This is a genomic window from Litoribacillus peritrichatus, assembly GCF_039537985.1.
GTDB classification, from domain to species: Bacteria; Pseudomonadota; Gammaproteobacteria; order Pseudomonadales; family Litoribrevibacteraceae; genus Litoribacillus; species Litoribacillus peritrichatus.
Genome location: NZ_BAABBN010000004.1, coordinates 1,126,324 through 1,151,205, shown reverse-complemented (window position 1 = coordinate 1,151,205; position 24,882 = coordinate 1,126,324). Strand labels below are relative to the sequence as shown.

The following is a 24,882-nucleotide window of genomic DNA, read 5'->3' as shown; positions in this document are numbered from 1 at the left end:
GTAAGCACTTTAAATAGCTAACCTGCTCTGCCCATGCAGTACGCTTGAGTAATTGGATGGCTCGAGCTATCAAATATATCCTCAGTTTGATTGCACTCCACCACATAGCCACTATGACTGTCCACCCAACAAACCGCGACCTGATCAGCAATGCGCCTTGCCTGAGATAAATTATGGGTCACCATCACTACGGTGACGGTCGCTTTCAGTTCTACAATCAACTGCTCAATTTTTTCGGTTGAAATGGGGTCCAAAGCACTGCAAGGTTCATCTAACAATAAAATCTTAGGGTCTAACGCCAAAGCCCTTGCGATACACAAACGCTGTTGTTGCCCTCCGGACAATTGCAACGCATTAGCATCCAGCCTGTCTTTGGTTTCCTCCCAAAGACCTGTTTGCCTAAGTACTTGCTCTAATTTTGCTTCTCGTTCAATCCCGGACTTCATGCCATGATCCTTTAACGGAAAACAAATATTTTCCCTGATCGACAAAGGAAAAGGATTGGGCTGCTGAAACACCATACCAACACACTTTCTTAAAGCATCCACGGGGTAGTTATCAGCAAGAACATTCTCACCATTCAATAAGATTTCGCCGCCTACATGACAATCTTTGACGCCATCCGTCATTCTGTTTATGCAAGACAACAGGCTGCTTTTACCACAGCCGGAGGGGCCGACCAGAGCCAGAATCTGATTGGGGTACGCCACCAGGCTGGCATTGCGTAACGCTTGATAGTCGCCATACTTTACAGATAAAGCATTAATCCGTAATGCGAGTGAAGATTCACCGGCGATATCTGCCGCACAAGGTGCCTTTACCGGCTTTATACGAGTTAGAAATTTCTGAATCATAGTCATAACTTTTTACTCTACTGACGCAACCAACGTTTACTCAAAAACCGGGCAAATAAATTGATTAGGATAAGTAAGCTCAATAACACCAGCGCGGTTGCCGCTGCAGGCTTAGTACCACCGGCAACATTCATGGCCAAATCATAAATATGAACCGAAAGCGCCCTGCCGGAATCCATCAAAGATTCAGGCTGGCGCATGACATAACCTGCGGTGAAAATTAACACCGCCGTTTCGGCCAATGCCCGGCCTGTCGCCACAATCGTTGCTGCGGCTATGCCCGTTGATGCCGAGGGCAAAAGTATTCTAAAAACAAAACTCACATGAGATAAGTTAAGCGCCTCTGCCGCTTGACGATAGCTGTTTGGCGTATGCCGCAATGCCTGCTCGGTGAGCCGGACAAACAATGGCAACGCCATACAGGCCAAGGTAAGTCCGCCGGATAATATTGAGAACCCCAAACCTAAAATTTGAGCAAAAAACACATAACCAAACAAACCAAATACAATAGAAGGCACACCACTCAATATATCCAACGCCTGGCTTATTTGTTTTCCCTTAGTGCTATCGCCTTCTACCATCTCACTTAAATACAAAGCGCACGCCAAGCCAAACGGAAAAACAACAGATAAACACACGAATAAAATCAGGAAAGTAGAAACGATCAAAGGCCCGATACCACCGGAGCGGCCTGAATCCAGTGGTTTATCCACTAAGAACGACCAGCTGATGTGCTGTATACCGTTCGCCAACAGATCGTAAGCCATCATCAATGGGATAACGGTGACAACGATAGCCACCAGCCAAATTAAGCCTGTCATAAACTGATCTGTTTGTCGGGAGCTAAGCATCTTGTCTCCTAAGCACCTTGCCTCCTTGTTCCTTCCTGTATCAGCCCACCGAACTTAACAATGACCACAGTCAAAATAAACAACAGTAAGCCACTGACAAACAAGGCATTTACATGTAGACCGCTGGCATAAGACATTTCCAGTGCAATGTTCGCAGTCAGCGTTCTTGCGGGGTCAAAAATACTCCCTGGTACTTGAACAATATTGCCACAAACCATCAGTACCGCCATGGTCTCACCTAAAGCCCGCCCGGTTTGCAACGTAATGCCCGAGAGAATGCTCGGCAGCGAAGCAGGTAAAACAATGCGCCAAACTTTACTCCAACGTTGTAACGCCAGAGCATCCGCCGCCACCAACCATTTTTTAGGTGTTTGCTCAAAACTGGTGTCGACTGTGAGTACCACCAAAGGCAAAACCATAATGGCCAGAACAATGATTCCCGCTGAAATACTGGCTCCGGGCGGCGCAAAAGAACTGATCCATGGCACAAGAACCAATAGCCCCCAAAAGCCATAAACAACCGACGGAATACCGGACAGCAGTTCCATAAGAGCCCGATACACGGACGCCAGCCTGGCCGGTGCATAATAGCGGCCAAAAATCGCCAAGATAACGCCCGTTGGCCCTGCTAATAACACAGCTCCCAAAGTCACCATTAAAGAACCGGCTACCATAGGCAGCAGGTTAAACGAGCCCTCCGTCGGGAACCAATTGCTGTCCAGCCATAAAGCGCCCAAGCCTTCACGGTCAAAGAAAGGCCAGCTTCGCAAAACCATAAACACAGCAATCAGTATTAACAAACCAACAGAAAACCACGCACCAAATAAGAGTGCATTAGAAAAAATCGGATTAGTTCGCATTGGCAGGAATAAAGTATTGGTTTAGGATCAGGTCATTTACCTTGGACGACTGTGCGAATGCAATAAAGTCAGTCGCCAACTTTGAGTCGGAGTCTTTGATAATTAAATTAAGCGGCCGAGCAATAGGAAAAACACCTTTTTCAACATTAGCCAGTGTAGCTTCAACACCATTTATGGCTAACAGATTAATCGGGGCGCCATGCTCAAATTCATAAGCAGCGGCTCCGATCGATACATAACCGATGGCCAATGGATTTCCGGCAACCGTCTTTAAGCCCTGTTGGTTATCTCCAATAATAATATCGGCATCGACGTCACTGTTTTTCAAGCCAAAATGCTTTAAAAATAACTCAAGTGTAGAACGCCCTTCCGCTTTATTTACCACCACGATGGCCTCATTTTTACCGCCAACTTCACGCCAGTTTTGAACCTTACCGGTAAAAATATCAATGACTTGCTGGCGAGTTAATGCTGTAACAGGATTATCTTGGTGAAGAATCAGCGTTATGCCATCCCAGGCAATAATATTGGCCGATAAATCTTCCTCAGACGTCTTCAGCGAACGTGATACCATGCCAATATCAGCCAAACCACTTCGGGTATCGTTTACCCCACGCGACGAACCACCGGTTTGAACATCAATTCGAATTCCCGGATGTTGAGATTCATACCTCAAAGCTATCTCACTGACCAATGGCGCTACCGTGCTTGAACCGGTTAACACCAATTTTTCTGAGGTCGATTGACCACAACCAGTGAGACTTATTATTGAAATAAGTAAAGTGAAGAAAGGCAAAAGTCGATTCATGATCCGTCCATTTATCGTGTTAAGTAGGCCATTTTTATTGTTAATTTAGTCCCGTCTTAAAACCAAAAGTTCCAAACTTGAAACAATCAAGGAAATGCAACAGATCAACTCAGAGACCCAACAATGAAAACCCAAATTCAGGAATCAACTGGGTGACGGCAGGCTTTGATCAACGGAACCTTCAACACACCTTGGTAGATAAGTAGTGATGTAATCACCACCTTGGCACGGCGAACCATCCAAATAGGAAAACTTAATCTCTTTGTCCGAAACATGAATTCGGCTAAAGCTGACCGTCTTAGCGTCCTCCCGATGCATACAAACCGATTTATAGCCTTCTTTTGTGGTATGACCTTGATGGAAACGCGAATGATCTTCTGCTGAAGCGGATGATGATAAAGCGTCAAAATTATCAATACGGAAAGGAGCAACCGTATCGAACATAACCGACGATGAGGTAATCATGGCACGCTTGAGATTGACAAGTTGCAGGTGTTGTCCATCCCACTGAAACGTCTGGTGAGAAGCCGCCGTGTTCTTAACTGAGAACTCTTGTTTATCTGTAATCGCAACCAGAGTAAAAGGTGCGTAGCAGGTTAAATCCATTGACGTTAAATGCAAAACAACGGATTTGGTGTCTTCAAAATGAGACAAGGTCTTTAAAAGCTGACCTCTGCTTTTCAAGTTCTGGCGGGGGTTGTGCCCTTGGTAAAAGTTCAATAAGCAAAGAGAAAGGCCAAATTCATTCACAGAAATCCAGCTGCCATTTCCCCTCGGGTCAACAGGCATTAAAACCGATACATCCTGCAGATTTAGTAATTTAGGTGGAATGGCTTTCGCCCGAGACCTCTGTTCATCACGGTTAAAAAAAATCTCATAACCGTCATCGTTATTTAGCCAGCTTAATGTGCACACGAAGTTTCTTCCTGCTCACGAATATAGGTCGCAGTCGCCGGGGCAACGCCCAGTTGGGAGTCTACTTCAAGCCCTAACAGTTTGGCATGAACGACCATGAGCGCCAAGTGGTGCGTCAGATGACTCGAAGCAAAACATAACTCTCGTCCAAACGTCGTTCTGAACTCGGCGGTTTGTTGTGTTACTAAAGCAACTTCAGTACTAATCACAACATCATTATCGAGCTGTTCCGGCTCTAAAGACAACAACCACTCTCGAACCTGATCAATTTCTTGCAAACCGGCCATTCGATCGGTTTCTAACGGAATGCCTCTTCTTCGCAAGTCATAATCTATTAAGTCGCCATTTTCACTTGTCATCAGCGCCTGAAAGATATCGAGGATATGTCTCAAATGCTGACCAATGGAACTGTCAAATAACGGTTTAGATACCTTGGTATAAGAAGCATCATCCAACTCCATAATGAAGTTCGATATTTGATCCAAAATTTCAATACTTGCGTTAATAACTTTCTGCATTCCTGATGTACCATTCAATATCTAAAATTTTTTTGTTTGAGCTACGCTTCGCAGCACTTATAACCACAACACTTATGACTGCACCCGTTTGACCGCCAGTTTTTCAGTTCGATGGGTTGGTTTAAGCGCTTTTTCAGGTGAAAGATACGCCCAATAAACCAGCGACGCTGGCACGGCCACCCAATACACCAAAGTTAATAATTCCGCTGTATCCTTTAAAGAATATGCCAAGCAAGCTAAACCGCCAAAGAATATCGCAATTCCTGCCTGCGAAAGATAACTTTTTGATAACAAATACGGCAAAGCCTTCTGTTTACGGGCAATATCAAAGAAACGTTTATTAAAACTTAATCTAAAAAATGTCGTCAAAAAAGCAATTAATACAATTGCCGGATACTTCCAGTATTCAGCCATATCCATGTCCAGCTCAGCCCGAAGTAACCAAGAGATGGCGTACATACCGACGGCAATAACAAACACCTTTTGCGGGTTCAGTGCATCGATTTTATTTTTAATTAAAAAGAAAACCACTGACAGAAACACAGTTAACGTAACGACGACCAATCCCAAATTCATGACATTTTCTTGAGTAATCAAAAACAGAGATAACACCCAGAAATAACTTTCCAGAAACAGAAACACCCCATCCAGATAAAAAATGATGGCCGAGTTATGGTTGTCCCTGAAACGAAATGAAGATAACGGCTTTAGATTCTCTGCTCTTTCAACGTTCAGTAGTTCATTCACACCGGCAAGCCGGTCAGCAACACTGCTCCGGCAGAACCATACCCCTGAAACCAGAGTAATCAGCAAACTTGTCAGCACTACCCAATGAATATCGCCTTGTTCCAACAAAAACGCGCCCGCCAAAATACCCAGTTTTAGCAGCACTACCACCAATATCTGGAAATCACCGAACGCTTTCCCTGTTTTGTTACGTGTCTGTTCATGCTCTGCCGTCATGGCACTGAACATGACCCGCTGAGTCGTCCAGTAAAAACAGTTATAGGCCCCGTTTAGTAGCGCGGCAACCACGATGAGAAGCAGCCCCTCCGAAGCCATTAATACGGAGACAAGCAATAACTCAAAAACTAATGACAATGCGATTAACAGACGCCAATGCGCTTTGATAAATAATCGTTCCCATAACGAGAGCGAAACGACAAAGCCCAGCCCAGTCAAAGCAATAAACAATGCAACATTGCCTATCGACTCTTTATTTTGCCAAAGCAACACAGGGATAAAAAAAGGCAACAAGCCTATTAAAAACGAGTGCACTCCGGCAAATTGAAAAAATCGGGCGGATAAATAACTCATTAGAATATATCAGCCTGGCTAATATCGAGCTGCTCCAGCTTCTCAAAATAAGGTGATAAGTCTTCTTTTTCGCCATACCTTGGATAATCATGCATTTTCAAATAAGGACGTGAGTTCACTTCCAGAAAAATACATTTCTGATCCTTATAAGAGTGCTCTATCCCTTTTTCCAGAATCACATCAATCCCGAGAATATTCGCATCAAACATCTCCAGAACATCCTGAAAAAGCTGTTTGTTTTCAACAGGTAAAGCATCTTTCTTAATGATTTTTACCACGCCACCCGGTGCTAATGAAATTCGATAAAACAAAGTAACGACTTCACCGTTATCCGGCACCGTACCTAAGGTATAGTTTTTCTTTTTTAAGAACTTTTGAGTGACCGAACCTTTCGATAAGGGATGAATGACAGGAAACAAGTTCATATCCTTTCGAACCTGATTTTCAATATCAATCAATTCACTGATGGTATGCTGGCCATCTCCTTCCACGAAAGGAGAAAACCGCTCAATAACGGACATGATCTCCCCCTTAACCACTACCACCCGATAGTTATGACCTTTCAGATACTGCTCTACCACAGTGGTTGGCCACCAAAGTTTTGCCAGAAAGATCGCCTTCCAAAGTTCGGCATAGCTATTGATCGGGAAGTGACTTCCTCTTGAAAAGCCACTGACGTTTGGTTTAATCACTAATGGAAAACCATGTTGTTTAGCAAAACGATGGGCTTTGAAAGGATTAAGAAAAATCATTCCTTTCGCATGCGGTACATTGCCCTTTTCAAATACTGCTCGGGCTTGTTCTTTTGAGCGACACCCTTTTCGTACTTCCAGGCTATTGTAGCTACTGCAGCCATCCATAAACTGCTTACTGATCCATGCATAGATGGTTTTTTTAATTGCTAACATCAATTAGCCTCTTTTTGAGCAATGTGTTTTACACGACGAATAAAATTCAGTTTCTGGAAAAAAATCGGACGTTTATTCTGTTCTACCGGTATTGTTTTGGTGACTTTTGCTAAGAGCCACATACACTGAAATACAAAACTGAATTTCGATGAAACGCTGGTGTTTTTTGTTAACAGAACTAAAGGCATTGGTAGAAAAAGATTTATCTCTATCACTTTAAAGCGACCATCCAACAAAGCCTTGATCGAATCAGCTCGTACCCCGAAGCGGGAAATTCTGAATTGTCCGATTTGTTTTAAGTGTGCCCACAACCGGTCTAAATCTTCATCACTGAACTGATCTGTAATGTCCTGATAGTGGGTATGCTTGTTATAAATACCGTTAATTGGAAATTCAGCATCACCATCATTCAACACCTTCGTAATTGAAAGAACCTGATAGTGTTCAATATTGTTTTCAGAAGGAACGGCAAAAATTTCAAATTCAATTTTGCCCGTAGCAGCTTCCTGCACAAGGTGCTGTACTTGAGAGGGCTTGCGCTCTGATCGAATCAAATTCAGCGCTTCTGCATTATCTGCTCGTTGAATGCCTTTGGAGTTCTGCCCCCACTCAGGCTTTACGAACACCGGATACGACGTTGGCTCTTGACCATGGCCATCGACCCACTGTTGCAATCGCCACTGTTCTGGAATCAGGTTATCGATATCCAATTTTGAATAAATGCCTTTGTTCTCATTAAAGTAAGAAGCATTTAATTGAAAATATCGCCAAGGCCCGACTCTTAAACGAAGACAAGACAAAATGTAGGAAACTATCAGTAATAATCGAATCATCATAAATATAAAGAACTTATCGCTTAGGCTTAATTGTTACTGAACCGCAGGGTTCAAGTGCGCCGACTTCATGGATTGCCAGTGCGAAAAGTTCACAATGGCCATCACCAATCCTAAGACCAAAATAGAAACCGCTGCGTAAAACAACGAACCTCCATCACTTTGACCGTTATGCAACACCTCGATGCCTAAAGGGGTCGCCAGGTGGAAGAAGACCGCTCCACACATCACTAAAGACGCCACTAAGCCACCTACACTATGCACAAGCGCCCTACTCGGCAAAGTAACACCAGAGTTCACTTTGGTAATCAAAAAGAAAACAGCAGGAAGTAACAATAAAACGGAAACCAAGAGTTCAGCCCCACCTACAGCAAATGCGCCATATTGAGTAAACCACTGGCCAATGCTTTGGGACAGCACACCTTCCATCCAACCGCCGATGGTGCCAAATATGTGTTGAGTATCCGGGTGACTTGTAAACTTATACGGCAGCGAACTCAAAAAAACCTTACAGATCCAAAGAACAACAACCCAACTGCCAACAGCAATCACTTTACCTTTCATGACTTACCCTCCAAAACCATGTCTATTTATCGTTATTATGAATTTAAAGCACGTCAGGCCAGTTTTTATTCGCTTTCTCAATTAAGTTAACTTTGTCACTTTCCCATTTAGCTTGAATGTCCGCATTATAATTTAAATACAATTTACCCTGATGGATCGTCCACTGCAGAGGGTCGCCTTTTGCGGTGTCATTATTAGCTACAGCCCAAGCGCAATAACCACCGTACTGAGGGGCGTACTTTTCTGGCGACGCCTTGAACGCGTTTAAGTTGGCTTCATTTTTAAAACGCCACTGTGCACCCTTATATTCAAGTTCAAACTTTTCAGAACCTTCAACCGCCTTACTCTCATTAAAATAAGCAACAGCATCGTAGCCTGAAACGGCAAGATCACTGAAGAAGGAGGTATAAATCGGCGCTTTTGCCATTGCCTGAGAGGAAAGCGACATCAATGCCGCAAAGAATAAAAGTACAGATGTGGTACGCAATCGTTGAATATTCATTTTGATACTCGATATAAAACTATGATGTGTTACACCATCTACCAGTTATCAAGTCGGGTTATTTAACCGTATGTTGTCATTGTAGATGATAAGTGTGTGCCAAGTGCGCCGTTCTGAATCTCAGTATTATTTCTGAGTTATCTCATGCGCATCTGGAACAATAGATAGTATTTTCAAGTAAAAGTTCAACTTGGGAGTAGCTCACACGAAAATAACCTTGATTTTTTATTTTATTCAAAGTTTATTTTCGAACTGACACTCGATATAAAGCGTATTGTAGTTTGATCCGCCATCCACATTACCAAACGCATCGGCACTGGCAAAAATTCCCGAACGATGGTGTATCGAAAAGCCACCATAACAAGATTTCCACGAAGGTTTGCTGAATACATCCCCAAGATTTACATCAATGCTGAAATCCAGGTAATTCAACAAATGCGAAGCAGAAGGGTTCTTACTTTCAACATTTTCGAGTTCAATGATTGGAATCCGTTCCACATAAGAAACGCCCTCAGCAAAACCTAAACGGGTCTCAATTCGATCAGACCATGGAAAGCCGCTGTAATAGCCTTTAAAAGCAGTAACGTATTCCCAAAAATCCGGTTGGGTTCCTTGCTCAAAGTGTCGAACCAGCCCGCCTTTTAGGTAAATTTCGATGGGCAGAGAAAAGAACTCATCCGTCAGCTTTTTACCTACAAATACACTGGTGATTCCTGTATTTCTTTCTTCAAAATTTATACGCCCCCGAATAATTTTGTTAAAGGATTCTTCGGTGGCCAAGCCTCCGGCAACCCGATAAAACCAGTCGCCCTCAAAAAAATCATTTGAAAAATCAACACTGCTACCACCACTACCCTCAACAAATTGATATTGGTAACTCAAAATGGCCTTGAACATGTATTGCTCTTCAACGATTGAGCTGTGAGCTATGTCTGTATCCAAACGCATTTCAGACAACGAAAATGAAAAAACCGAATTATTATCAACGCGATAAGAGGTATCAATACCCAATCCGGCTTGCCAATGGTCACTCAGAACCGTTTCTTCTCGATCTGGCGTTGCTTCTTTTTCACTGACCCCAAAATAATAATTTACAAGATCGGAGTTTTGCCATTTCGCCCCTATCCACGGGCGCAACTTCCAGCTTTCTGAAGTAAATAAATAACCAAACTCAAATTGAGCTTCGTCCCCTTCGTGCCTTTCACTGACGTCCATTCGCCAACTGGCGATCGCTTCAAAGTCTCCTCGTTGCCAAAAAAACTTAATACCGCCATCGAGACTGTCATCCGCAGACATGCCCTCAAGCGCAGAGTTTTCATCTTTATCGAAGCCGGAAAACCGATAAGCGGCAAACAAGTCGACTCTCCAATCAGAGTCTTTGTACAAGTGCAGCCCAGCCTCCGGGCCTAATATATAACCGTGCTTTCCTTTGTATGCGAATACCGGCAGTAGGTCCTGATCCGTTGACTCACCTTCATACACCGACGTTCTCAGGGTTTGTGCAAACCCCAGCGCCCAGACATTTTCAGGCAAATCCAAAGATAAAATACGGAAATCATCTGCTTTCGCAGTTAAATGAAACACCAACCCAAAAACCAGGACAAAAATGCATCTCAAAAGCGAGATAAAGCCCGCATATGAGGTTGAATTACCAAAGACGTTCATTAAAAACTCAATAAAATAATGAAAAAAGCGTTAAAAGGACTTAATCAGAAACGCCCTCGTTATTAAGGAGGGCATTCAACACTAAAGTGCTCTCTTTTTCAAAGGATAATTCCTTCAAAGCAAAGGCCTCTATGGCTTTTTCATGAGCATAGACGTAATCAAAAAAACCTTCATCTTCAGGTACGCTGTGTTTCTTCAGGCGCGCAAAGGTTTGTTGGTAGGATTCTGTGCCGTCAGCCAGCATTCGCATCGCAATCTCCCAAGGTAAAAGACCGAGCACAATGCCTTCGGCGTGACCTCGTAATGACCACCCCCAAGTAAAAAGAATTTTTTGGTTGGTCTCAACCATGTAAGCATGAAACCGCTTAAGAGTTTGAACCTCAAGCTCGTATAACAGCTTCCACTTAGCTCGCATGGTTTTGTTCAAAGTCACAGACGCTGCGGCCCTGAAAACAGCAGCGCCGTAAATTTCTGACGTATGAATGCGATTTAGATCCTTTAAATACCCTTCATATCTCATAGTTTGGTCATCCCCTCAAGCTATGAGACACAATGTACTTCGCTGTTTAAAAAAACGCCATTAAAAGTAAGTAAATCGAGACGCCCATCAAACAAATTCCCATCGACATATTTAAAACAGAGAGCGCTTGAGGTGCTTTCACCCAATCCCTGACACGACTTCCAGCGTATGCCCAACCAGCAATTGAGCAATAACATACAAAGAAATACACCAGAATAAACACCATAAGCTGAGACGCAGAGCTGTTTAGATTAAATGCAGACACACCTGCAACACACGCAGCCCAAGCCTTAGGGTTTAGCCATTGCAGAAGAACGCCCTGCCAAAATGAAGGTTTGCTGGCTCTTACCGTATCGCCTTGACCTGAAGGGTTTATATCACTATTTGAAGAGAAAATTTGATAGCCAATGTAACCAATAACGCTCGCCCCCAAAATACTCATACTTAAATATAAGTCACTGCTTTCCCAAGGAACCGCCGTCAAACCAAACCCGACCACCATTAAAAGCCCGGTAAACCCCAACGTCGCTCCAGAAACGAAGCCCATTGAAGCCCTTAAACCAGAATTCATACCAGACGAAAATGTAATAAAATTCACAGGCCCCGGTGAAATCGACATTGATAAAGCAAACAACCCCATCGCTAAATATACGCTCATACTTCTTCCCATTCGTTTCTGAGCAGTGTAATCCAGGCTTTATTAGTTAATTAGATAGCATTATTTAATTTCATTGTTCTATAATCTTTAATTATGATTAATGATCTTAAAGCCATCGCTGTTTTCGCCGAAACCGCCAAGCACGGATCTTTCCGAGCAGCGGCAACGACTTTGGGGTTGTCGCCATCGGTCGTCAGTTATCAAATATCCCAATTAGAAGCACGCTTAGGAACAGCACTGCTGTACCGATCAACGCGTAAACTCACACTCACCTCTGAGGGCGAAAGCCTTTATAAGCAAGCCCAGCTCATGGTTTCAGCCGCCAAAACAGGGATTGAGCAAGTTTCAGGAAAACAGAAACACCTTCAGGACACTTAAAAATCGCTTTAGCAGCGGTTTTAGCACGCGCCCCTGTGAATCAACAAATTGCAGAATTTCACAAAGCCTACCCCGATATTGAACTAAGCATCCACTTTTCTGACTCAAGGGATGATTTAATCGCTGAAGGTTTTGACTTGGCTCTGCGAGTTGGAGCAATGGAAGACAGCAGTCTGAAGGCAAAGAAAGTAGCGCAAATATTCAGAAAGTTAGTTGCAGCCCCCTCCCTCTTTGACGCGATTGCTTACCCCAAAAGCCCGGACGAACTTAAAAAGTTCAGCTGGGTTCAGCTGAACCAACTCTCTCGCAAACGGACCATTACTCATGTATCAGGTGAAAAGCAAACCCTTAAAACGTTGGGCAAACTTTGCGTCGACAATGTAGAAGCCATGTGCCAATTTTGTGTGGCGGGCTTAGGCTTAGCAACTCCGCCGGATTATCTGGTCGAACACTACATAAAAGACCGGACTTTGGTGGAACTGCTGCCCGACTGGCAAGTAGAACCGATTCCAGTTTATGCCGTTTGGCCACAGAATATATCTGATTCAAGTAACGCCAAACGACTGATAAACTTTTTAAATTAAAAACCGTTTGGCTCCCAATTCAGAACTCACACAGACTCAATCGCAACATTCACATGCTTATGATAAGGCGTTTTGGCAATCGGGTCACAATGGTTCATGGAGGTGAGTTCATTAATGGCCGGGCCATTTTGCTTGAGTTCGCCAGACGCATCCGTGTACAACATGCCGTAGCCATGTGGCAAAGTCACCATCCCCCGCTGGACACTGTCATCACTCATAAGTGAGACTTCAACCTTACCGGTTTCAGAACGACAAATTGCTTGCTGACCATCATCCAGACCTAACAACACCAAATCTTTGGGGTGAATTCTCATGCCTCCATCTTTATCGGTTTTTCGCCAGTCAGGTGTTCTGAATATCTGGTTTGCATTATAGGAGCGACGCTCACCCGCCATTAAAATAAACGGATACGCCTCATTATTGGACTCCTCTGCTAATTCTTGAGCTTCTTGCTTGAGCTGATCCAAAGCATCATCCATTTCTGAAATATAAAGATGGACTTTCTTATCCTTGGTTTTCATCATCTTCCAAGTATCTTGATAGTCAAACGTTGCCAGAGGAACGGGCTTATCCGATGCCAGTATTTTATTAAATAAATTATTGCCTAATGTATACCCTTTCCCTTCTACCCCTGTTGCGGCGACTTGATCACTGAATCGACCCGCATAAAACTGACAAACTCCCCAGAGAGTTGCTGCCGATGACAAATCTTGCGGCAAAGCCTTTCCTAACGTCGCGTATAAAATAACGGGAAGGTAAGGCATCCATTCTGGATTCACTTTCAAAGTTGCCGCCAACGCAGCAGGAAATAGCCGTCCAAACTGAAATTTGCGATCCAGCTTGGCAATACGCTCCAATTTAGGAAATTCATCCGGAATTTCACCCAACGCAACCACCAAGCGTCGGTAGATTTCAGCCTCTGGCAAAGTATCACCTTGAGGCCTCACAACAGGTTTTCTCAAATGGAAATAAGACGTTGGGAATCCGAAGGTAAAAAACGCACATTCCGTTTTCTCGAACTGGCTGGACGCAGGCAAGACATAATCGGCAGCCCGGGCAGTTTCGGTCAGTGCCACATCAATCACAACCGACACTTCCAAATCTTCAAACGCCTGTTTATAGGCCCGAGTATCCGCACCAGACATTACCGGGTTGGCACTGTCCACAATCAATGCCCGAATTCGATCAGGGTGATCTGTGCTGATTTCCTGAGGCAACACGTTTGGCGGGAAAAGTTTACTGATGCCTTTCATTCCCGTCACTCTGGTCACAACACCGCCCTCTTCAGGTTCTTTTGAATGACCAATGATCGGGGCAAACTGAGACACCAAATGGTTGCCGCCTTTTTTATTGAAATTCCCCGTGATTAAGAACAGCAATTTCTCCAGGTAGGAATTTAACGTACTGTGAAGACTCTGCTGTATCCCCAAGTCGGCCTGAACTGTGGCTGTGTTCGCTTGTGCAAACCCAATGGCCACTTCTTTAATCTGGTCTGGACCCACTCCCGAAAGCTCTGCGTATCGCTCAAGAGGAATATTCAGAAACTGCTGTCTTACCTGTTCAAAACCTGTTGTATGCTTTGCAATGAAGTCCGTATTTTCCAAGCCTTCCTGCAAAATAATGGCTATGATTGCAGACAACAAAAAAGCATCCCGTCCAGGCTTTACCGCCAAATGAATATCCGCCATTTTAGCGGTTTCACTGAGTCGGGGATCAATCACCACCATAGTTCGATTTGGGTTTTTCTTATAGTCTTTAAGCACGTCTCGTGTTTTGGGCACACCGTGAGCAGCCCAAGGGTTCGCACCTAGGACAATGGTATAGTCGGCGTGCTCCATGCCTTCCGCAGCGTAACAATTTTGTCGCCCAAACAGTTTTCCATTAATCCAGAAATCACCCGTCTTTTCTTGGGCAAGCGCACTGTAAACGTAAGGTGTTCCCAAAGCCGCATTTAAAGAAGAGCTGTAAGTCCCACCTAAATGGTTACCCTGACCGCCACCACCATAGTAGGCAAAGGCATGCCCACCGTGCTGATCTCTAATAGCTCGTAGCTTCTGCGCAATTTCAGGGATCACCTCATCCCATTCAACTTCATCAAAACGTCCTTCCGCATTCTTACGGAGCGGTTTAGTGAGGCGTTCGGTATGGTTTTGATAGTGATCCAAACGAGCCGCTTTTTGGCAAATGTATCCTTCGGAGGAGCCTGACGCCTTATCACCACGAATTTTCTTTAACGTCTGTCCTTCTACCTGAACCTCGATAGAGCAACCGATACTGCACAACATACAAGCTGTTGACTTCCACGCCCCCTCATCCGCCTTAGTCCTGAGACTGTCTTTATTTGGAATGTCTTTATTTTGAATATCTTTGTGTTGAATACCAGTCATGTCCATCTCTCCTCCAGAATCCACTTACAAGCGATCTCATTTTTATATTTTTCTTTTGTTCAAATCACAGCCAAATATAAGTTCCATTTTGTAACTCACTTGATAGTAAGTTCCATAATGGAATTTGTAAAGCTATACTGATGACATCACAATCACAGATAAACAAAGAGACAACTGACTGTATGAAGTGGGATGAAATTCAAGAACTACCATGCTCTGTAGCAAGAGCCCTTTCCATTTTTGGTGATCGCTGGACACTCTTAATTCTTCGTGATTGTTTTATCGGCATAAAACGTTTTGATAAATTTCAAAAAAGCATCGGTTTATCCCGTCATCGTTTGGCCGATCGATTAACCAAACTGGTTGAACATGGCGTTCTGAGAAAAGTTCCGTATCAGGAAAAGCCGCTTCGCTACGAATATAAGCTCACAAGCAAAGGGGTTGAGCTGTATCCCGTTTTGATGTCTCTGGCCAAATGGGGAGATACCTGGATGGATAACGGCGATGGGCCACCCATAGAATATATGCACACCAAGTGTCAGCATAAAATGACCATTCAGGCATGCTGCTCTGAGTGTGGTGAAGAGATCAACCCGAAGGAAGTCATTCCACAAGTAGGCCCAGGATTAAGAGCCTACGCCGACAATATAGAAAAAGCTAAATAGGTGATATTTAGGTAATAGTAACTGAAAACTCCGCGCTATAGTGACCCCCTTTACACAACCGCACGATTCCTGGCTTATCCTCAAATTGGCCACTGTGGTCGGTAGGGTCTACATGCCCCTGCCAGGGTTCAATACAAACATAAGGCGCACCCGGTTTAGACCATATACCTAAATGAGGAAAACCAGAGATATTCACCGATATACGCCGGGAAGTCCGTTTATGACACAAGGAAACAATGCCGGAGTTATGTTCCAGAAAAATTAATGCATCGTGATCAAAGGTAGACGAACTTAACTGAATGATTCTTTCTTGGTCTAAAAACGGTTTCGGATTTTCTGCCAACAACGAATCTTCAAGTTGCCAAACATTAAGCGTCTCCGACTGATCAAACTCCAGATAATAATCATCGATGGAGTCACCTGTTAGCCAATTCAAATTAAATGCTGGATGACCGCCTACTGAAAACAACATGTCCCGATCACCTAAATTATAAACCTCAAATCGAGTCATCAGCTGACTCCCTTCGAGCCGGTAGATCACCCGAAAATCAAATTCAAATGGATAATTCGTTAAGGTCCGGGCATCACTTTTTAACTGGAACTCCGCCTCCAGGTCTGACGCCCGGATGACCGTAAATAAACTGTCCCTGGCAAAACCATGCTGACTTAATGAATACTCCGTACCTTCATAACAATATGAACCGTTTTTAAGCGCACCGACAATCGGGAACAGCACTGGCGCATGACGACTCCATACACTCGGATCGGCCTGCCACAAATACTCATGCCCTGCTTTGTCTTTAATGCTGGTTAACTCAGCCCCTTCAGGCTTGATAATCACATTCAATACTTCATTTTTCAGATGGCAAACCATGTCCTAACCTCCCTGTTTTTTCTGCATCCTAACATGAGACAGTTCCATTAACTTTATTTAATGCTCCCTCCATCTTGCGTTTATTAAGTCTTTTGTAAACTGACTCCATACATTAAACAGGAGACAACAAATGACAGGCGAATACAGCATTTTTATCAAATCCGTATTGGATGATCCAAAATCTATCGGCACCGCCTTTCCTGCATCCAACAACCTCGCAAGCAAAATGGTAGAAAATGTAGAACTGAACCGAACAGACAAAGTACTTGAAATCAACCCAAGCACAGGCAACGTATCTCGACAGCTACTGACTAAAGTGGCCTCACAAGAACAGTATTTTGGAATAGAACAGGACGCTGGTTTTACTGACCTGTTAAAAGAAACCATGCCTTTTGCAACGTTTGAGACAGGCAAAGCGGATGATTACGCTCAACTGATCACCAACAAAAACTGGGAGAAAGTGGATTATGTATTCTCAGGCAGACCAATCAACACCCAAGATGATCAAGCCACAAAACATTTTTTGGAGGCCATTGCAGAACTCAGCCACCAAAATACTAAATTTATTACCTTCCAATACCTCCATTCGTACAAATTTGCTAAGGCAGAACAGTTTCGGTGGTTAGCGCAGGAAATTTTTGGCCCGCTGGTTCAAACCAAACTTGTTCTGATCAACTTCCTCCCTGCGTTTGTATTCACCTGGGAGAGAAAAATGGAAGTGAAAGCAACACCCGTATTATTTAATGAAGAGGAGAAAGCCATAGAAAAAACCGAAGCTTAACCACATCAGTTATACCATAGTGTTGGCCACGGATGGCCCTTTTTTAAAACAGAAGTTCACCGGGCATAAGTAAATAAAATGATTTCTCGGGTTTTCTTATCAACCTTAATGCGCCCATCTCCTCCACCAAGAATTTTTGTTGGTCGAGGACGAATTATATCAATCAGGAATTCGGTATCATTTTCAGAAAAGCGTACCAAGCAATCTGCCAAAGAATCTCTCATTCTTTTATCTTTCAAGACCTGAGCCCAAACCTCAAGGTACACCCCTGACACCGTCGTTAACGTCCGATATTCTTCCAACTTTTCATGGTCGATAGGCAAAGTGCTCAACGCTTAGCTCCTGATAGATTAAGCACACTGTTTTTTAATTTCAGCTATCAGCCAGTTATAAAAATCTAGCTTAACTTTTTCAGGTAATCCGACACATGGGCCCAAATAATAGTCGAATGTAATAACAAGAATTAGCTCTTTCCAGTCAGTATCAACCATGATGTTATGTTTAAAGCTCTCAATGTGTTTGCTCCACGAAGACTCCACATTATGAAAATAATCACCACCCCAAAGCTTTTGAAAATAGCCAACCTGATCATGACCGGAAATTAAAGACTTGACCTCATGAATAGATTCTTTTAATAACTCAGCATATACCACAAAAATCATCTCTAAATAGGGTTATTATAAATAATACTAAGCCTCTGTCTAAAGTTCTATAATCTCCGCTTTATCCATTAACTCTTGGGGGAAATCTTCTAGTTTTGATATGGGGAAATAGCTACCTTCGATTTCTTTTAATCCATAGGACAATACTAAACCACCTTTCTCTGTTTCTAATATGATTGCTCTTTGAAAAGAATCATCAAACCGTTTAATTCCTCCTAAGTCGATAGACAAAACCCTAATTCGAGTGACCTTCTCTCCAATGAGAACAGCCCAGGTATCTTTATTTGAGTAGACAGGATCATCATAATCTAACAAAGTTGACCATTCACGATCATAATACTGAGTATCGTCTTCAATACCATTTTGAGTGTCAAACCATGTCACGATTGAATCTTTTACATCATCATCAGCAAAACCAATAATATCAGCATTACTTAAGGTGACTAAGATAGAATTACATTCTAGATTAAAATAAGTACTTAAGTTCTGTTTTTTATCTTCCAACCACTCCTTTAATGAGCTCTTGAAATATACTCGTTGAACATTTACAACAATATTATTCTTTAGAGACCTTATAATATTTTCATTCTCTGTAAGACCGTTCCTGATCTCTTCACACATAAAAGCCTTCTATATCAAGTAGAATTTTTATTTATTATACCTTCAACCATTTCTCTATTGGTTCTCAGTCTATCTTTAGTTATTTTAACATCTCTTTCTTCCGCATATTCACCCGCATAAGCATCTAGGGGATCAGCTACAACAGGCTTACCATCTTCTCCATATAGGATTTGAAGGTCTTTGATAACTAAGTTCTCTTTTTTAATTATGCGATCCATTTTATTAAGTTCATCTAGGGTATCTTGAGTGACCGCTTGATTAACATCTTCTATGCTTACGTCAGCCTTCTTTCCTTTTCTAATGGCTAATATATCCTTACCATTAAAGAGCTTCTTTTCCGCTATTAAACCCTTTACTTTCTCGCCATCAGGCAAGGTCACAATACCAGTACCAAATATTTTTAATGTTGGAATCCCAAAACTGCTGATATATTCCAGTAAGAACGCTTCCTGTTTTAAGTCTTCAAAAGAGTGAGGCTGCCCATGAGGAGCATCCTTTCTTGGAATCAAAAATACCTGATCATCATTAATTGTATAAGCCTCTTTAAATGCGCCCTTACCAAGGAGGTTCTCCTTATCAAGCGTTTCTATAGGTAATTCCTTACAACTCAACCCAAACGGATCTACCCACTGCACCGGATTCGGCGCGTACTGATAATGATTAATCCCACCCACTAACCCAATCGGGTCTTGGTGGATGAATCGGCCTATTGCCGGATCGTAATACCGGAATCGATTATAGTGAAGACCGCTCTCATCGTCGTAATACTGGCCCTGAAAACGGATCGGGTTGTTGATCTGTTCGATAGTGACTTGTGCTTCACCGAATGCACTATAATCTGCTTGCCAGGCAGTTTGGCCTTGGTTGTCCGTCAGTTGGATTGGGGTGCCAAGGTGATCCAGGTGGTAGTGGTATACTTGGCCTTCTTCAACCAGCGCAATGGGTAAAAACGTATTTGGCTGGTAAATGTACCAACGGAATTTACCTTGATGATGTTCACCAATGAGTTGATCACCGTCCCACAGGTAATCGGTTTTACCTTGCTCTGTGAGTTTGGCGCTTCTTCGGCCTAGGGCGTCGTATTGATAATGATTAACTTTGCCGTTGTTTCTTAATCGGCGAAGTTGATTGAAGCCATCAAACTCTCGGGTTTGATGTTTCGGAGCTTCATTATCTGCTTTACCAGCATCAACCTGTATCTGGTTTCCGCATGGGTCATACCGGTAACTGGCACCGTTTTTCTTGATCAAACGGTCGTTTTCTACGACTACGCCGTCCCCCGCAGGATTCCCAAAGCTGTCCCATTCTATGTGTTCACAGGTACTCTTCCATCATTTCATAAAAAATAAATAGTCAGAGGGCTGATAGAGTCTGTATTTATCTATGAAACAATTAAATTTTTCTTAATATACCTAATTCTATGTTGAGGCCCATGCCCTGAGTATTCAGTGTATGTCAAAAATACGGCCCCGCATTTTGAACAAACATTTATCTTACTTTCATGATATGGATAGAATTGGACTGCAACAGGGGCATCTGAACTCCAATAATTTGTTCCTTCTGGATGGTACTCCGTATAACCATTTTTTTTAATATACTCTTCTGCTTTATCAAACTCGGCGATTACATTAATATTACGTTGAGTTTCTCCTGTTATGTTTGACCATGACAAGAGGTTTTGTTTAACGCAATATTTGCACGACAATGTGCTACTTTCTTTTTCAAGAATCCACTTTAAATTTTCTATATCAATTTCATCGAGCTTCATTTTTTCACTGAACGAAGTATAAAAACCATCATCTACCATGAGTATTGAACTTATTATCTGAATTCGGACATTACTTCTTAACACTCATCTCTGTTTCATTTAACTGGTGATTTTTTCTAACTATTTCAATATCATAAAAATAATTTTCTTTGAAGCATTCACTACATATAGCCTTAAGCTCTTTTTTAATATCTAAATAAGGATCTATAAGTTCATAGACTTCTTCTAGATACATATCCTTTTCTAATTCAGCTAGCTTCATAAAACTTCTGATTATTGGATCAAAAAGCAAGCAACCTGCGATTGGAGCACCGCATTTATTAGCACAAGCTAAACAGATCCAGTGTTTTTCATAATAAATATCAACTAAGTATCTCTCATATATAACCGGGACAATCTTAATGGGTACTCCGTGCTTTATACTTTCTTCGATATGACAACAGACAGGAGCCGTTGTAGAACAGTTATGCTCATCACATACAAAAGATTTTTTAGAAATAATTTTATTTATCAAAGCCCCTCATCTAACACTTTTGTCTCTTTTCTTAAACTACGAATATACCTTCCGGTGGTTAAATTTGCAGGTTAAGAAGTAGGTGCACCTTTATCACCTGCATTTAAAATATCAAATACATGAGTTAAACAACTCTTATTCTCTGAGCAATAATCCGGAGTATCCAATTTCTCTGCATCATAATCGGCCCTTGATAAGGCATACTCTCCATTTCTAATAAGAGAGTCCTAGTAAATCATTGCTGCTTGAGCATTTGGCTGCTTGACCTTGTGGGTTGAATTCGTGCATGAACTGAATCTGACCTGACAAACACCTTCTTCGCGAATTCCAATCTGAATTAATACATTTAAATTCGCCACGTGTTTTAACATATAGTTTTTTCTAATTAAGGTGTTGTGAGCAGCAATTATCAGCGTTCACCTTCGATATCTTCAAGTAGCTCTTTAGCTTTAATGTGACCATTTTCAATAGCTTTCTTACACCAATAAAGTGCTTCAGCATATTTCCCATCTTGAAAAAAGCCGACTGAAAGGTTGTATTGTGCTTTAATGTGATCTAAATTTGCGGCTGTTAGAAGCCAATGATCTGCTTTGCCTCTATCGTATTCCGAAAACTCGTAGAATTGATATAATTTAAAAGCTGCGGATTTATCACCTTTATTACCCTGAGCAATTAAAATATTTAATTCTTTTTCACCTAAACTAAAAGTATTAACCGTTGAATTAGGGTCTTCGTTTAGAGGAATACTTCCCCCAAAAAGATCATTCGGATCGTATGACATATTAGGTTCTCCTGATAAAGAGGAAGTTGAAAGCAGTAAAATTAAGAGACAAGAAAAAATAAACTTCATGAATTAACTCTAAATATCAAAAGTTCGGTAAGTGCCTGGTTTAGAGTAATCAGGCTCTTTAACTGGATTACCATTACCATCCTTCACGACTCTTCCATTTTCATCTAGCTTAGCTTTTGCTTCAAACGGCCTTACTGTTCCATCACTCCAGTACCAAGCAAGTGTGGTAGGTGCAGTAACTGGACCACCCATCTCTTTTGTTAGCTGTTCTGCAAAACTATTACTCCCTTGCCCTGTACTACAAGATAAAAGATAAACTTGCATTCCTTCTTGGTATTTGGGGTGGTTCTTAATCATTCTCGCAAGTGCCACTGGGGTTACAAGCTCTCTATTCTGATCAACCATTCTATCTGGGCTGCCATGCCCTCCCACTATAAAAATATCGTCTTTATTATCCACATTCTTTGCTGAGTAGTGAATTGCCTCATCGGTCGAGAATAAATTGATATCAACACCCTTAAATGTATCAGATACTGGATCATAATTTTCAGGAATTGTAGTTTCTGATAAGTTATTTGCTGCTTGCGGCGGTTGCTCTTTACATTTAAGCCCAAACGGGTCAACCCACTGCACAGGGTTCGGCGCGTACTGATAATGATTAATCCCACCCACTAACCCAATCGGGTCTTGGTGAATGAATCTGCCTATTTCAGGGTCATAATACCGGAACCGGTTATAATGAAGGCTACTTTCCTGATCAAAGTATTGGCCCTGAAAACGAATCGGGTTGTTGACCTGTTCGATGATTACTTGTGCTTCACCGAATGCAGTGTAATCTGCTTGCCAGGCCGTTTGGCCTTGGTTGTCCGTCAGTTGGATTGGGGTGCCAAGGTGATCTAGGTGGTAGTGGTATACTTGGCCTTCTTCAACCAGCGCAATGGGTAAAAACGTATTTGGCTGGTAAATGTACCAACGGAATTTACCTTGATGATGTTCACCAATCAGTTGATCACCGTCCCACAGGTAATCGGTTTTACCTTGCTCTGTGAGTTTGGCGCTTCTTCGGCCTAGGGCGTCGTATTGATAATGATTAACTTTGCCGTTGTTTCTTAATCGGCGAAGTTGATTGAAGCCATCAAACTCTCGGGTTTGATGTTTCGGAGCTTCATTGTCTGCTTTTCCAGCATCCACCTGAATCTGATTTCCGCACGCGTCATATCGATAACTTGAGCCGTTATTCTTAATCAAGCGGTCGTTTTCTACGACTACGCCGTCCCCCGCAGGATTCCCAAAGCTGTCCCATTCAAAGCTTTCAGAAGTGTGTGATTCATTTTTGGTATTCTGGACCGAGATCAGCTGATCCAGTTCATCATAAACGTAAGCTTTTTTGCCAAGCTGGTTGTCTTCAATAGCGACTAATTGAGTTTTTTCGTATTGATAAGAGCGTAGTTGTGCTTGGTTTTGGCCTTCTTTTTCGTTTTGATCCGCTGACGCATTTTGAAGGTTGTGCCATTGCTGTTGAGTAATTTTACCGAAAGCATCGAACGATTGTTTCAGCAGTACGCCATTGCTGCATTCCCGTTCAATTTCACGATCTTGTTGGTCGAACTTTCTTAAGGTCAGAGGTTGATCATTCAGGCCTAGCTGATTTAAGCGACCGTGTTTGTCGTAATGAAATTGAACGGTTTGACCATCAGGCAGAAGCGTTTGGGTACGACGCCCGGCTTGATCGTATTGGTGTTCTGTCTTCCATTGATCCTGCCAGTGTTCGAGCAGTTGACCGTTCGCGTCGTATTGAAAACGCAGTTTACGGTCTGCGTTGTTGGCAAAGGTTACGCGACCTAATTTATCGTATTGAAAATAGTTGCTTTGCGTTTCCTGGGTTTTATGGCTGCGTCCGAGTTGTTCTGTGACTCGGCCCTGTAAATCGCGTTTCAAACGAACCGCTTTTTCACCGCAATCGTCCGATTCAATCAAACGGCCTTCGCCGTCGTATTTTAAGCTCTGTTGTCGGCCATCAAAGCCGGTTAGCTTCGTTGGCAGTTCTTCGCCATCGTATTCAATGAGGTATTCATTGCCATCACTGCGCTGGATGCCGGTGAGGTTACGTTCGTTATCGTACTGATAATGAAGCCAGCTGCCATCAGGCCGAATTTGCTTAGTCGGTTGGCTTAGGCCTTCAAACTGATATTGATGGGTTCGTCCTTGGGCATCGGTATTTTGAATTAAGCGCCCTGAATCGTCGTACTGAAAGCGCTGTTCTTGAGCATTGCCAGGGTCGCTTTCCTCATAGGCCTTAATACTGATTAACTGGCCTTTGTCATCTCGAGTGTATTGTGTGACAACCCCACTGCCGTCGAGCACGCCATTTAAACGGCCGAGTTCATCGTAGCTGTAACGAAAGAGCTGCTCGCCCATTGCTCGGGCAAGCAGTTGACCTTGCTCATTCCATCGGTATTTAACCAACGCGCCATCTGGCCTTTCTATTTCAACCAGTTGGCTTTGTTCGTTGTAGCGGAATTGAGTTTGGGCTCCATTGGGCAGAGTTGTCTTTTTCAGATGACCTACCACGGAATATTCTTGTTGCCAAACACCGCCTTCAGCATCAATAGTAACAATGCGTTGCCCCAAGCCATTGTATTGATACTGAGTGATCGCGCCATCGGGCGACTGAACCGAAACTAACTGGCCACGCTCATTGTAGGTAAATTGAGTGGTGCCACCGTTTGGCGATCGTTCGGCCACCTTTTGACCGTGTTGGTCAAACTCATACTGCCATTGATGACCGGATGGCGATTGTTTTGAGATCAGTCTGCCTTCTTCGTCGTGCCAAAATTTCCAGACCTGTCCACGGCCATCCGTACTGATGGCTAAACGTTCATCATCCACATACTCAAAGTGGTAATCGTATCGACCGTCATCGCCCCAGTTATGAACACAGCGCGCCGCAGGGCCTTCGCCTTCCCATTCAAAATAATGGCTAAAGCCACTGGCGCGAACACGTTGGGTGAATAAGTGCCCTTGATAATGATAACGTTCGGTTTGCTGTTGCGCGTTAGTGCCCGCGATCAAATCATTATGGGTA

General features: G+C 42.9%; 28 protein-coding genes. 4 read left to right on the top strand and 24 right to left on the bottom strand.

Going from position 1 to position 24,882, the window contains the following annotated elements; translation table 11 throughout:
* Positions 1-17: 17 nt before the first annotated feature.
* The 14 genes from ABD744_RS06435 to ABD744_RS06370 all read right to left on the bottom strand — a co-directional run bounded on the left by ABD744_RS06435 (position 18) and on the right by ABD744_RS06370 (position 11,773).
* Positions 18-854, bottom strand: coding sequence for a phosphate ABC transporter ATP-binding protein (locus ABD744_RS06435; protein WP_344796621.1), 837 nt, complete (start codon positions 852-854; stop codon positions 18-20).
* Positions 855-871: 17 nt separating this feature from the next.
* The gene (gene pstA / locus ABD744_RS06430; protein ID WP_344796619.1) at positions 872-1,705 is read right to left on the bottom strand and encodes a phosphate ABC transporter permease PstA; all 834 of its coding nucleotides are present in this window, start codon (positions 1,703-1,705) and stop codon (positions 872-874) included.
* A gap of 8 nt (positions 1,706-1,713) precedes the next feature.
* Positions 1,714-2,565: a phosphate ABC transporter permease subunit PstC gene (gene pstC, locus ABD744_RS06425; protein ID WP_344796617.1), complete on the bottom strand. Its 852-nt coding sequence runs from the start codon at positions 2,563-2,565 to the stop codon at positions 1,714-1,716.
* A complete protein-coding gene (locus tag ABD744_RS06420; RefSeq protein ID WP_344796615.1) occupies positions 2,555-3,373 on the bottom strand; it encodes a phosphate ABC transporter substrate-binding protein in 819 nt (272 codons plus the stop codon). Before ABD744_RS06420 ends, pstC begins: the two co-directional genes overlap by 11 nt.
* A gap of 144 nt (positions 3,374-3,517) precedes the next feature.
* Positions 3,518-4,288: an NRDE family protein gene (locus ABD744_RS06415; RefSeq protein ID WP_344796613.1), complete on the bottom strand. Its 771-nt coding sequence runs from the start codon at positions 4,286-4,288 to the stop codon at positions 3,518-3,520.
* Complete coding sequence (locus ABD744_RS06410) at positions 4,276-4,806, bottom strand: DinB family protein (protein WP_344796611.1); 531 nt, start codon at positions 4,804-4,806, stop codon at positions 4,276-4,278. The genes ABD744_RS06415 and ABD744_RS06410 overlap by 13 nt, the downstream gene beginning before the upstream one ends.
* A gap of 72 nt (positions 4,807-4,878) precedes the next feature.
* Positions 4,879-6,123, bottom strand: a complete 1,245-nt coding sequence (locus ABD744_RS06405; RefSeq protein WP_344796609.1) for a hypothetical protein — start codon at positions 6,121-6,123, stop codon at positions 4,879-4,881.
* Positions 6,123-7,031 carry a cyanophycin synthetase gene (locus tag ABD744_RS06400; RefSeq protein ID WP_344796607.1) on the bottom strand — a complete coding sequence of 303 codons (909 nt, stop codon included), beginning with the start codon at positions 7,029-7,031 and terminating at the stop codon, positions 6,123-6,125. The genes ABD744_RS06405 and ABD744_RS06400 overlap by 1 nt, the downstream gene beginning before the upstream one ends.
* Positions 7,031-7,867 (bottom strand): hypothetical protein, encoded by an 837-nt coding sequence (locus tag ABD744_RS06395; RefSeq protein ID WP_344796605.1) that lies wholly within the window; start codon positions 7,865-7,867, stop codon positions 7,031-7,033. The genes ABD744_RS06400 and ABD744_RS06395 overlap by 1 nt, the downstream gene beginning before the upstream one ends.
* Positions 7,868-7,900: 33 nt before the next feature.
* Positions 7,901-8,428, bottom strand: coding sequence for a hypothetical protein (locus tag ABD744_RS06390; protein WP_344796603.1), 528 nt, complete (start codon positions 8,426-8,428; stop codon positions 7,901-7,903).
* 43 nt (positions 8,429-8,471) lie between these two features.
* Positions 8,472-8,930 carry a YHS domain-containing (seleno)protein gene (locus ABD744_RS06385; protein ID WP_344796601.1) on the bottom strand — a complete coding sequence of 153 codons (459 nt, stop codon included), beginning with the start codon at positions 8,928-8,930 and terminating at the stop codon, positions 8,472-8,474.
* Positions 8,931-9,164: 234 nt separating this feature from the next.
* Positions 9,165-10,514, bottom strand: coding sequence for a MipA/OmpV family protein (locus ABD744_RS06380; protein WP_344796599.1), 1,350 nt, complete (start codon positions 10,512-10,514; stop codon positions 9,165-9,167).
* A gap of 121 nt (positions 10,515-10,635) precedes the next feature.
* On the bottom strand, positions 10,636-11,115 hold the full coding sequence (locus ABD744_RS06375; RefSeq protein WP_344796597.1) for a hypothetical protein: 480 nt from the start codon (positions 11,113-11,115) through the stop codon (positions 10,636-10,638).
* 46 nt (positions 11,116-11,161) lie between these two features.
* The gene (locus ABD744_RS06370) at positions 11,162-11,773 is read right to left on the bottom strand and encodes a LysE family translocator (RefSeq protein ID WP_344796595.1); all 612 of its coding nucleotides are present in this window, start codon (positions 11,771-11,773) and stop codon (positions 11,162-11,164) included.
* Between the two features lie 93 nt (positions 11,774-11,866).
* On the opposite strand from ABD744_RS06370, the gene ABD744_RS06365 reads away from it, so the two are divergent.
* Entirely contained in the window at positions 11,867-12,151 is a 285-nt protein-coding gene (locus ABD744_RS06365; RefSeq protein WP_344796593.1) for a LysR family transcriptional regulator, read from the top strand.
* A 35-nt stretch (positions 12,152-12,186) separates the two neighbouring features.
* Positions 12,187-12,735: a substrate binding domain-containing protein gene (locus tag ABD744_RS06360; RefSeq protein ID WP_344796591.1), complete on the top strand. Its 549-nt coding sequence runs from the start codon at positions 12,187-12,189 to the stop codon at positions 12,733-12,735.
* Between the two features lie 26 nt (positions 12,736-12,761).
* Here the strand turns inward: ABD744_RS06360 and ABD744_RS06355 are convergent, their stop codons facing one another.
* Positions 12,762-15,122: a molybdopterin-dependent oxidoreductase gene (locus ABD744_RS06355; RefSeq protein ID WP_344796589.1), complete on the bottom strand. Its 2,361-nt coding sequence runs from the start codon at positions 15,120-15,122 to the stop codon at positions 12,762-12,764.
* A gap of 182 nt (positions 15,123-15,304) precedes the next feature.
* Between ABD744_RS06355 and ABD744_RS06350 the strand changes: the two genes are divergently transcribed.
* Positions 15,305-15,787 (top strand): winged helix-turn-helix transcriptional regulator, encoded by a 483-nt coding sequence (locus ABD744_RS06350; protein WP_344796587.1) that lies wholly within the window; start codon positions 15,305-15,307, stop codon positions 15,785-15,787.
* A gap of 7 nt (positions 15,788-15,794) precedes the next feature.
* On the opposite strand, the gene ABD744_RS06345 is transcribed toward ABD744_RS06350, so the two are convergent.
* Complete coding sequence (locus ABD744_RS06345) at positions 15,795-16,661, bottom strand: aldose 1-epimerase family protein (RefSeq protein ID WP_344796585.1); 867 nt, start codon at positions 16,659-16,661, stop codon at positions 15,795-15,797.
* A gap of 130 nt (positions 16,662-16,791) precedes the next feature.
* On the opposite strand from ABD744_RS06345, the gene ABD744_RS06340 reads away from it, so the two are divergent.
* Positions 16,792-17,442 (top strand): class I SAM-dependent methyltransferase, encoded by a 651-nt coding sequence (locus tag ABD744_RS06340; RefSeq protein WP_344796583.1) that lies wholly within the window; start codon positions 16,792-16,794, stop codon positions 17,440-17,442.
* Between the two features lie 56 nt (positions 17,443-17,498).
* On the opposite strand, the gene ABD744_RS06335 is transcribed toward ABD744_RS06340, so the two are convergent.
* The 8 genes from ABD744_RS06335 to ABD744_RS06300 form a co-directional block, all read right to left on the bottom strand.
* The gene (locus ABD744_RS06335) at positions 17,499-17,774 is read right to left on the bottom strand and encodes a hypothetical protein (protein ID WP_344796581.1); all 276 of its coding nucleotides are present in this window, start codon (positions 17,772-17,774) and stop codon (positions 17,499-17,501) included.
* A gap of 18 nt (positions 17,775-17,792) precedes the next feature.
* A complete protein-coding gene (locus ABD744_RS06330; protein WP_344796579.1) occupies positions 17,793-18,095 on the bottom strand; it encodes a hypothetical protein in 303 nt (100 codons plus the stop codon).
* A 48-nt stretch (positions 18,096-18,143) separates the two neighbouring features.
* Entirely contained in the window at positions 18,144-18,725 is a 582-nt protein-coding gene (locus ABD744_RS06325; RefSeq protein ID WP_344796577.1) for a hypothetical protein, read from the bottom strand.
* Positions 18,726-18,739: 14 nt separating this feature from the next.
* Positions 18,740-19,975 carry an RHS repeat-associated core domain-containing protein gene (locus tag ABD744_RS06320; RefSeq protein WP_344796575.1) on the bottom strand — a complete coding sequence of 412 codons (1,236 nt, stop codon included), beginning with the start codon at positions 19,973-19,975 and terminating at the stop codon, positions 18,740-18,742.
* Between the two features lie 131 nt (positions 19,976-20,106).
* Positions 20,107-20,532 carry a hypothetical protein gene (locus ABD744_RS06315; protein ID WP_344796573.1) on the bottom strand — a complete coding sequence of 142 codons (426 nt, stop codon included), beginning with the start codon at positions 20,530-20,532 and terminating at the stop codon, positions 20,107-20,109.
* Positions 20,533-20,563: 31 nt separating this feature from the next.
* Entirely contained in the window at positions 20,564-21,007 is a 444-nt protein-coding gene (locus tag ABD744_RS06310) for a hypothetical protein (RefSeq protein ID WP_344796571.1), read from the bottom strand.
* A gap of 409 nt (positions 21,008-21,416) precedes the next feature.
* The gene (locus ABD744_RS06305) at positions 21,417-21,788 is read right to left on the bottom strand and encodes a tetratricopeptide repeat protein (protein WP_344796569.1); all 372 of its coding nucleotides are present in this window, start codon (positions 21,786-21,788) and stop codon (positions 21,417-21,419) included.
* Between the two features lie 78 nt (positions 21,789-21,866).
* Positions 21,867-24,882 (bottom strand): RHS repeat-associated core domain-containing protein (locus ABD744_RS06300; protein ID WP_344796567.1); only part of this gene is annotated, 3,016 nt, incomplete at its 5' end.

Bases quoted from the DNA above. Each gene is read 5' to 3' on its own strand.
- ABD744_RS06435 (WP_344796621.1), bottom strand. From the start codon at position 854: ATGATTCAGAAATTTCTAACTCGTATAAAGCCGGTAAAGGCACCTTGT.
- pstA (WP_344796619.1), bottom strand. From the start codon at position 1,705: ATGCTTAGCTCCCGACAAACAGATCAGTTTATGACAGGCTTAATTTGG.
- pstC (WP_344796617.1), bottom strand. From the start codon at position 2,565: ATGCGAACTAATCCGATTTTTTCTAATGCACTCTTATTTGGTGCGTGG.
- ABD744_RS06420 (WP_344796615.1), bottom strand. From the start codon at position 3,373: ATGAATCGACTTTTGCCTTTCTTCACTTTACTTATTTCAATAATAAGT.
- ABD744_RS06410 (WP_344796611.1), bottom strand. From the start codon at position 4,806: ATGCAGAAAGTTATTAACGCAAGTATTGAAATTTTGGATCAAATATCG.
- ABD744_RS06405 (WP_344796609.1), bottom strand. From the start codon at position 6,123: ATGAGTTATTTATCCGCCCGATTTTTTCAATTTGCCGGAGTGCACTCG.
- ABD744_RS06400 (WP_344796607.1), bottom strand. From the start codon at position 7,031: ATGTTAGCAATTAAAAAAACCATCTATGCATGGATCAGTAAGCAGTTT.
- ABD744_RS06395 (WP_344796605.1), bottom strand. From the start codon at position 7,867: ATGATGATTCGATTATTACTGATAGTTTCCTACATTTTGTCTTGTCTT.
- ABD744_RS06390 (WP_344796603.1), bottom strand. From the start codon at position 8,428: ATGAAAGGTAAAGTGATTGCTGTTGGCAGTTGGGTTGTTGTTCTTTGG.
- ABD744_RS06385 (WP_344796601.1), bottom strand. From the start codon at position 8,930: ATGAATATTCAACGATTGCGTACCACATCTGTACTTTTATTCTTTGCG.
- ABD744_RS06375 (WP_344796597.1), bottom strand. From the start codon at position 11,115: ATGAGATATGAAGGGTATTTAAAGGATCTAAATCGCATTCATACGTCA.
- ABD744_RS06370 (WP_344796595.1), bottom strand. From the start codon at position 11,773: ATGAGCGTATATTTAGCGATGGGGTTGTTTGCTTTATCAATGTCGATT.
- ABD744_RS06365 (WP_344796593.1), top strand. From the start codon at position 11,867: ATGATTAATGATCTTAAAGCCATCGCTGTTTTCGCCGAAACCGCCAAG.
- ABD744_RS06355 (WP_344796589.1), bottom strand. From the start codon at position 15,122: ATGACTGGTATTCAACACAAAGATATTCAAAATAAAGACATTCCAAAT.
- ABD744_RS06350 (WP_344796587.1), top strand. From the start codon at position 15,305: ATGAAGTGGGATGAAATTCAAGAACTACCATGCTCTGTAGCAAGAGCC.
- ABD744_RS06345 (WP_344796585.1), bottom strand. From the start codon at position 16,661: ATGGTTTGCCATCTGAAAAATGAAGTATTGAATGTGATTATCAAGCCT.
- ABD744_RS06340 (WP_344796583.1), top strand. From the start codon at position 16,792: ATGACAGGCGAATACAGCATTTTTATCAAATCCGTATTGGATGATCCA.
- ABD744_RS06325 (WP_344796577.1), bottom strand. From the start codon at position 18,725: ATGTGTGAAGAGATCAGGAACGGTCTTACAGAGAATGAAAATATTATA.
- ABD744_RS06315 (WP_344796573.1), bottom strand. From the start codon at position 20,532: ATGGTAGATGATGGTTTTTATACTTCGTTCAGTGAAAAAATGAAGCTC.
- ABD744_RS06305 (WP_344796569.1), bottom strand. From the start codon at position 21,788: ATGTCATACGATCCGAATGATCTTTTTGGGGGAAGTATTCCTCTAAAC.